The sequence below is a fragment of the Stenotrophomonas sp. PS02289 genome, from assembly GCF_029960115.1.
GTDB lineage: Bacteria > Pseudomonadota > Gammaproteobacteria > Xanthomonadales > Xanthomonadaceae > Stenotrophomonas.
Genome location: NZ_JASCOZ010000203.1, coordinates 1 through 6,941, shown reverse-complemented (window position 1 = coordinate 6,941; position 6,941 = coordinate 1). Strand labels below are relative to the sequence as shown.

At 67.3% G+C, this 6,941-nt stretch carries 6 protein-coding genes; 4 read left to right on the top strand and 2 right to left on the bottom strand.

Going from position 1 to position 6,941, the window contains the following annotated elements; all coding sequences use genetic code 11:
- Positions 1-271 precede the first annotated feature (271 nt).
- On the bottom strand, positions 272-1,099 hold the full coding sequence (locus QMX83_RS19105) for an inositol monophosphatase family protein (protein WP_282298225.1): 828 nt from the start codon (positions 1,097-1,099) through the stop codon (positions 272-274).
- 118 nt (positions 1,100-1,217) lie between these two features.
- On the opposite strand from QMX83_RS19105, the gene QMX83_RS19100 reads away from it, so the two are divergent.
- From QMX83_RS19100 to QMX83_RS19090, 3 genes are read left to right on the top strand one after another with little or no spacing between them, the layout of a single operon-like run.
- Positions 1,218-1,991, top strand: coding sequence for an RNA methyltransferase (locus tag QMX83_RS19100; RefSeq protein ID WP_282298224.1), 774 nt, complete (start codon positions 1,218-1,220; stop codon positions 1,989-1,991).
- A gap of 60 nt (positions 1,992-2,051) precedes the next feature.
- Entirely contained in the window at positions 2,052-2,996 is a 945-nt protein-coding gene (locus QMX83_RS19095; RefSeq protein WP_282298223.1) for a phosphate/phosphite/phosphonate ABC transporter substrate-binding protein, read from the top strand.
- Positions 2,993-5,119 carry an EAL domain-containing protein gene (locus QMX83_RS19090; protein ID WP_282298222.1) on the top strand — a complete coding sequence of 709 codons (2,127 nt, stop codon included), beginning with the start codon at positions 2,993-2,995 and terminating at the stop codon, positions 5,117-5,119. Before QMX83_RS19095 ends, QMX83_RS19090 begins: the two co-directional genes overlap by 4 nt.
- 8 nt (positions 5,120-5,127) lie before the next feature.
- On the opposite strand, the gene epmB is transcribed toward QMX83_RS19090, so the two are convergent.
- Positions 5,128-6,132 (bottom strand): EF-P beta-lysylation protein EpmB, encoded by a 1,005-nt coding sequence (epmB, locus tag QMX83_RS19085; protein ID WP_282298221.1) that lies wholly within the window; start codon positions 6,130-6,132, stop codon positions 5,128-5,130.
- 126 nt (positions 6,133-6,258) lie between these two features.
- On the opposite strand from epmB, the gene efp reads away from it, so the two are divergent.
- The gene (gene efp / locus QMX83_RS19080) at positions 6,259-6,825 is read left to right on the top strand and encodes an elongation factor P (RefSeq protein WP_282298220.1); all 567 of its coding nucleotides are present in this window, start codon (positions 6,259-6,261) and stop codon (positions 6,823-6,825) included.
- Positions 6,826-6,941: the final 116 nt, after the last annotated feature.

The following is a 6,941-nucleotide window of genomic DNA, read 5'->3' as shown; positions in this document are numbered from 1 at the left end:
GTGGGTGGGGGGTACGGGACCGTGAAGGCACATGGATGTGCCGCCCGAGCCAAACGGGAGATTTAAGGCGTGTCCCGTACCCCCCACCCGCCGGTCCCAGACACGTGGAGCGGCAGCGGAGGGCTGTCCGCACGAATCCAACAGCAGCCGGGCAGAGCCCGGCTCTACGTAGTTCGTGCCATCAGAGGGCGTGCGGGCGTTTCGGGGAACCCCAGAAACAACAACGGCACCCGTAGGTGCCGTTGTGCTTTGACGCGAAGCGGGGCGGAGCTTAGAACTTGGCGTCGAACTCGGCGGCGTAGCCGGTGTTGACCAGGACCTTCTGCAGGATCTCGCTGTTCTTCACGTTGCCCGCGACGATCTGCTGGGTTTCCGGGCCGCGGCTGTCCATGCGGGCCGGGGTGGCACCCTTGAAGTCGCAGACGCGGCCACCGGCCTCGCGGACCAGCAGTACGCCGGCGGCGATGTCCCAGGCTTTCACGCCGGCTTCGAAGTAGGCGTCGGCGCGGCCGCAGGCCACGTAGGCCAGGTCCAGTGCCGCCGAGCCCGTGCGGCGCACGTCTTCGGCCTGCACCAGCAGGGCGTCCAGCGCCTTCAGCTGCGAGCTGGCGCGGTTACGCTCGCGCGGCGCGAAGCCGGTGTGGATCATCGCGCCCGACAGGTCCTTGCGGTCCGCCACGCGGATGCGACGGTCGTTGAGCACCGCGCCTGCGCCGCGGCTGGCGGTGAACAGTTCATTGCGCAGCGGGTCGAAGATCACCGCGTCGGTCGGTTCGCCGTTCTCGGTCAGGGCAATCGACACACAGTAGTGCGGGAAGCCGCGCAGGTAGTTGCTGGTGCCGTCCAGCGGGTCGATCACCCACATGTAACGGTTCACCGCCTGCACGCCACCTTCTTCGCCCATGATCCCGTACTCCGGGTAGGCGCGCTTGAGTTCCTTGACGATGACCTTTTCCGCGTCCGCATCCACTTCACTGGCATAGTCCATGCGGCCCTTCTGCACGACGTTCAGTGCCTCCAGCTTGTTGATGTTGCGCAACAAAACGTTGCCGGCGAGGCGGGCGGCCTTGACCATGACGGTGACGGCGGGTTTCTGCATGGCGAAAAGCTCCCGGAAAGGCAGAGGGGGGATTGGCGGGGGAAAAGAGCGGTGCCGGCGCACAGGCCGGTGACACAGTTTACCATTTGTCGCAGTTCTTCTCGCGTTTGGCCTGTTCATGTCTCTGCAAACCGCTCCAACCCGCATCCGTTTCGTTCTGGTCGGCACCCAGCACCCCGGCAACATGGGCGCTGCTGCCCGCGCCATGAAGACCATGGGACTGGGCCGGCTGGTGCTGGTGGCCCCGGAAAAGCCCCTCGATGAAGAAGCCTTCCGGCGTTCGGCCGGGGCCGAGGACGTGCTGGGCGATGCCCCGGTGGTCGGCACCCTGGCCGAGGCCGTGGCGGATTGCCGGCTGGTGCTGGGCTGCACCGCCCGTGCCCGCCGCGTCCAGCTGGAGGAACTGCTGCCCGCCGTGGCTGCCGAGCGCGCCCTGGCCAAGGCCGGCGACGCCGCCGACCCGGGCGAGGTGGCCTTTGTGTTCGGTCGTGAGCGCACCGGCCTGACCAACGAGGAGCTGCAGCTCTGCCACCTGGCCGTGCACATCCCCTCCAATCCGGAGTTCAGCTCGCTGAATCTCGCCGCCGCCGTGCAGGTGCTGGCCTATGAACTACGCGTGGCCCACCTGGACGCTGCCCCGGCCGCCGACAGCGCCGACGCCGAACCCCGCGAGCAGGCTGCCAGCCATGCCCAGCTCGAGGGCCTGTTCGGCCAGCTCGGGCAGACTTTGGACGACATCGACTTCCACAAGGGTCGCGCCCCGGAGTCGGCCATGCGCAAGCTGCGCCGCCTGTTCCTTCGCACGGAATTGAGCGAGCAGGAAGTACGGTTGTTGCGCGGCATTCTGGCGGATGCCCAGCGGATGGCGAGGTTGGCCCAAAATAAGCCGTAATCGCCTGACGCACGTCACACTTTTTCAGGTAGGCTGTCTCGATTCCTTTGGGGGGAGCAGATGGGATTGCCGGTGCTGCGAGGGCTGCTGCAGGTAGGACTGCTGTGTCTGGGCATCGCCATGATGGCCGGTTCCGCGCAGGCCGGGCCTGACCCAGCCGGGACGGGCCACGTGCTCGTTCTGGGCCGGATCAGCGACAATCCCAAAGCACACCATGCGCAGCTGCAGCCTCTGCTCGACTATGTGGTTCCGCGCATGCGCGACGTGGGCATCACCGAAGGCCGCATCCTGATGGCCCCCGATGCCCAGCAGATGGCCAGCTATCTGCGCCGCGGCCGGGTCGACTGGGTCACCGAAACCACCGGAACCGCCGTCGCCCTGGGCCTGCGCAGTGGCGCGCAGCCGCTGCTGCTGACCGAGCGCAGCGGCGTGCGCGACTACCACACGGTGTTTTTTGTCCGCCGCGAGAGCCCGATCCGGGAGCTGGCCGACCTGAAGGGCCATTCGCTGGCCCTGCAGAACGTGGCCTCCACCAGCGCCTACCTGGTGCCGGTGATGACCCTGCTGCAGCAAGGGCTGACCCCGGAGATCCTGTTGTCTGCCCGCGATACGGCCGCGCCGGACACCGTGGGCTATGTTTTTGCGCGTTCGGAGGCCAACATTGCCACCTTCGTGCACAAGGGTCTGGTCGACGCCGGCGCGGTCAGCAGCGTGGACTGGTCCGACCCGCAGCGGGTGCCGGCCAGTTTCAAGCGCGACTTCCGGGTGCTGTACCGTACCCAGGCCTACCCGCGTGCGGTGGAAGTGGTGCGCTCCGGGTTGGATGCGAAAGTGCGTGACCGGCTGCAGGAGGTCCTGCTGCAGGCGGCGTCCGACCCGCAGGCGCAGGGGGCGCTTGAGAAGTTTTTTGGTACGTCCGGGTTCCATCGGGTGGATGCGCAGATGCAGCACCGGTTGGATGATTTGAAACAGGGTCTTACACGCGTGCGGATGGAAGTGGAATGAGGCCGTTGGGTTCCGGAATGCAGTCCCGCTTTGTGTTGGCGATGGGCGGGGCGATGGTGGTGGTGGTGGCGATCGTAGCCGTGGTGTTGGGGCGCCAGGCAACGATGCAGGACGAGGTCAAGCACCTCAGCGGGACGGTCATCCATGACCTGTTCGACCGCAGCGTGCGCAGCCGGGGCGAGGCCCTGGCGCGTGAGCTGTCCGATGCGCTGGCCAACCCGCTTTATTACAACGACCTGCAGCAGGTCGGCGCGCTGGTGCGCAACACCTCGCGGCAGCAGGTGGTGCGCTATGTGCTGGTGTTCGACGAGGACGGCAAGCTGATCCATGACGGTTCGGCGGACGTGGTCGACTTTGGCCGGTCCATGCAGGACCCGTTGGCGGCCGGTGCGGTGGCCGCACGCAGCCTGGTGGTCCAGCAGTCGCCCAAGGTGCTCGACAACGCGATGCCGATCATGATCGGCAACCAGCGGATCGGCGGGGTGCGCGTGGGCATGGCGCTGGATGACGTGCAGGCCATGGAGCAGCGCGCCAACCAGACCCTGGGCGATCGCCTGCAGCAGGTCGGCAAGCGCCACCTGGGCTGGCTGCTGCTGATGCTCGGCCTGCTGCTGGCCATCGGCGTGGTCGTCATCATCTATGTACAGCGCACCCTGGTCGCGCCGATCCGGGGTCTGGCGGCGGCAGCGCGCCAGATCGAGGCTGGCGACTACCGCCCCCAGCTGGATCGGAGCAACAGTTCCGGCGAAGTGGGCGAACTGGTGCGCGCGTTTGCGCGGATGAGCGAGGCTATTGCCCGCCACGACCGCGAAGTGCGGCACATGGCCTACACCGATGCGTTGACCGGGCTGACCAACCGGTTGGCGTTCCGCGAGGCCCTCGATCACCGGCTGATGGCTGCGCGCGCGTCCAATCACCGGCTGGCGCTGCTGTTTGCCGACATGGACGACTTCAAACGCGTCAATGACACGCTCGGCCATGAAGCCGGCGACGAAGCCCTGCTGCAGTTCGCCCAGCGCATCAGCGCGGCCGTGCATCAGGCCGGCGGCGACGAGGCCCTGCTGGCGCGCTTTGGCGGCGACGAATTCGTGATCCTGATCGGCGATGGCGACGTCGCCGCGGGTGCCCGCCAGCTGGCCGAACTGCTGGTGCGCGAGCTGGGCAAGCCGCTGGTGGTGCAGGGCCGCGAGCTGTTCCTGGGCACGTCCATCGGCGTCACCCTGTTCCCGGACGACGCGGCCGATGCGACCACGCTGCTGAAGAACGGCGACATCGCCATGTACCAGGCCAAGATGGCCGGCAAGAACTGTTACCGCTACTACAGCCGCGCCATGGACCACGCCGTGGAGCGCCGCGTGCACATGGAGCAGGAGCTGCGCGGGGCCTGGGAGCGCGGTGAGCTGCGGCTGGTGTACCAGCCGATCTTCCGCACCCGCGACCGCCGCCTGTGCGGCGTGGAAGTGCTGCTGCGCTGGCAGCACCCGACCCTCGGCACCATTCCGCCGTCGGTGTTCATTGAAGTGGCCGAACAGAGCGGCCTGATCGAAGTGATCGGCCCCAAGGTGCTGCGCGCGGCGTGCATGGAAGCCGTGCAGTGGCCGCTGACCAGCGATGGCGAAGGCCTGTTTGTGTCGGTGAACGTCTCGCCGCGTCAGCTGCGCGGCGGTGAGCTGCCGACCCTGGTGGCCGACTGCCTGCGCGAAACCGGCCTGCCGGCCTCGCGCCTGCACCTGGAGCTGACCGAAACGGCGGTGATCGGCGATGAAATGCTGGCCGCGGCCCTGCTCGACAAGCTGCACCGCACCGGCGTGAAGGTGTGGCTGGACGACTTTGGTACCGGCTTCTCCGGTCTCAGTCACCTGCGACAGGTGCCGGTGGACGGGGTGAAGATCGATAAGAGCTTCGTCGCCGACATGCAGCGGGACCCGGACGACCTGGCCCTGACCACCGCGATCATCGCCATGGCGCACGCACTGGGAATCACTGTGGTTGCCGAGGGCATCGAGCAGGAAGTGCAGTTCGACCTGCTGTGCCAGCGCGGCTGCGACCTGGCCCAGGGCTACTGGCTCAGCCACCCGGTCAGCGCGACCGATGTGGTGAACATGATCGAATCGGGGCGGTAGGCGACGCCCTATACGGGGCGTTTGCTGCTATCCCCGGAAATCTCGCGGACCAGCTTCGGCACCAGATAGCCCGACAGGCGGGCCGTGAGTTGGGAGTGCAGCGCCTTCGCGGTGGCGTCATCCACCTCGAAGTGGGCGACACCCTGGACCCGGTCCACCTGGTACAGGTAGTAGGGCAGCACGCCGCCGGCAAAACTGCGCTCGCTCAGGTCCTGCAGCGCCTGCAGGCTGTCATTCACGCCGCGCAGCAGCACCGCCTGGTTGAGCAGGGTGCAGCCGGCGTCGCGCAGGCGCGCCATGGCCGCGTCCACGCTGGCGTCGAATTCGTTGGCATGGTTGGCGTGAATGACGAATGCCACCGGCCACGGCAGGCTGCTGATCCACTGCACCAGGTCGGCGTCGACCCGCTCGGGCAGCACCACCGGCAGCCGGCTGTGGATGCGCAGGCGGCGCAGGTGCGGGATCTGCTTCAGCGCGTCGGTCAGCTCGACCAGCTTGTGGGTGGCCAGCGACAGCGGGTCGCCGCCCGACAGGATCACCTCGTCGATATCCGGGTCCTGCGCGATCGCGTCCACCGCCTCGCGCCAGCCTTCGCGGGCGGCGTTTTCCGTGCCGTAGTCGAAATGCCGGCGGAAGCAATAGCGGCAGTTGATCGCGCAGCTGCCGGTGGTCACCAGCAGGGCACGGCCGCGGTACTTCTGGATCACGCCGGTGGCCTTGCGGGCCAGCCCGTCGCCGACCGCGTCCAGGGTGAACCCGGGCGCGAGCTGCAGCTCGTCGGTGATCGGCAGGACCTGGCGCAGCAGCGGGTCGTCCGGGTCGCCATGGCGCATGCGGGCGATGAACCCCTGCGGCACCCGCAGGGCGAACTGGGCCAGCGCCTCGTCCGAGACCGGAAGGCCGGCCGGGTCCAAGCCCAGCTGCGCCAGCAGCACCCGCGGGTCGCGCACCGCGTCACGCCACAGCTGCTGCCAGCGGACGGGAGAGGGCAGTGGCGTGGCGGAGAGCTGCATGAAAGGCGGGCCTTGCGGTTATCATAGGGGGTAGAACAACGTGACTTCCCGCCGGTACCGGTGGGGCTTTCCATTCTATCCGGCTCGCCGCGCCTGCGCGGCGTTTGCCCATTCAGGAGTTACCGCATGGCCACTGTCGGCATGAACGACGTCAAGAACGGGATGAAGATCCTGGTCAACAATGAACCAGCTGTCATCACGGACACCGAATACGTCAAGCCGGGCAAGGGCCAGGCCTTCACCCGCGTCAAGTACCGCTTCATCCGTTCCGGCCGCGTGGTCGAACTGACCATGAAGGCAACCGACGACCTGGAAGTGGCCGACGTCGTCGACACCGACATGAACTTCATGTACAGCGACGGCGAGTACTGGCACTTCATGGACCCGGAATCGTTCGAGCAGGTCCAGGCCGACAAGGCCGGCATGGGCGGCGCGGAAAAGTGGCTGAAGGGCGAAGAAGCCTGCATCGTGACCCTGTTCAACGGTGCCCCGATCTTCGTGCAGCCGCCGAACTTCGTCGAACTGAAGATCACCGAAACCGATCCGGGCGTCCGTGGTGACACCTCCGGCGGCGGCGGCAAGCCGGCCACCCTGGAAACCGGTGCCGTGGTGCGCGTGCCGCTGTTCGTCAACCAGGATGAAATCATCAAGGTCGACACCCGTTCGGGCGAATACTCCGCACGCGTGAAGTAATCCGACCAACGGGCGGATTACGTTGTAGAGCCAGGCCCTGCCTGGCTGCACAACCCGACTCAAGCGGTAGCGCCGGCCGTTGGCCGGCCCAGGCGGTCCCAAGGCCGGCCAACGGC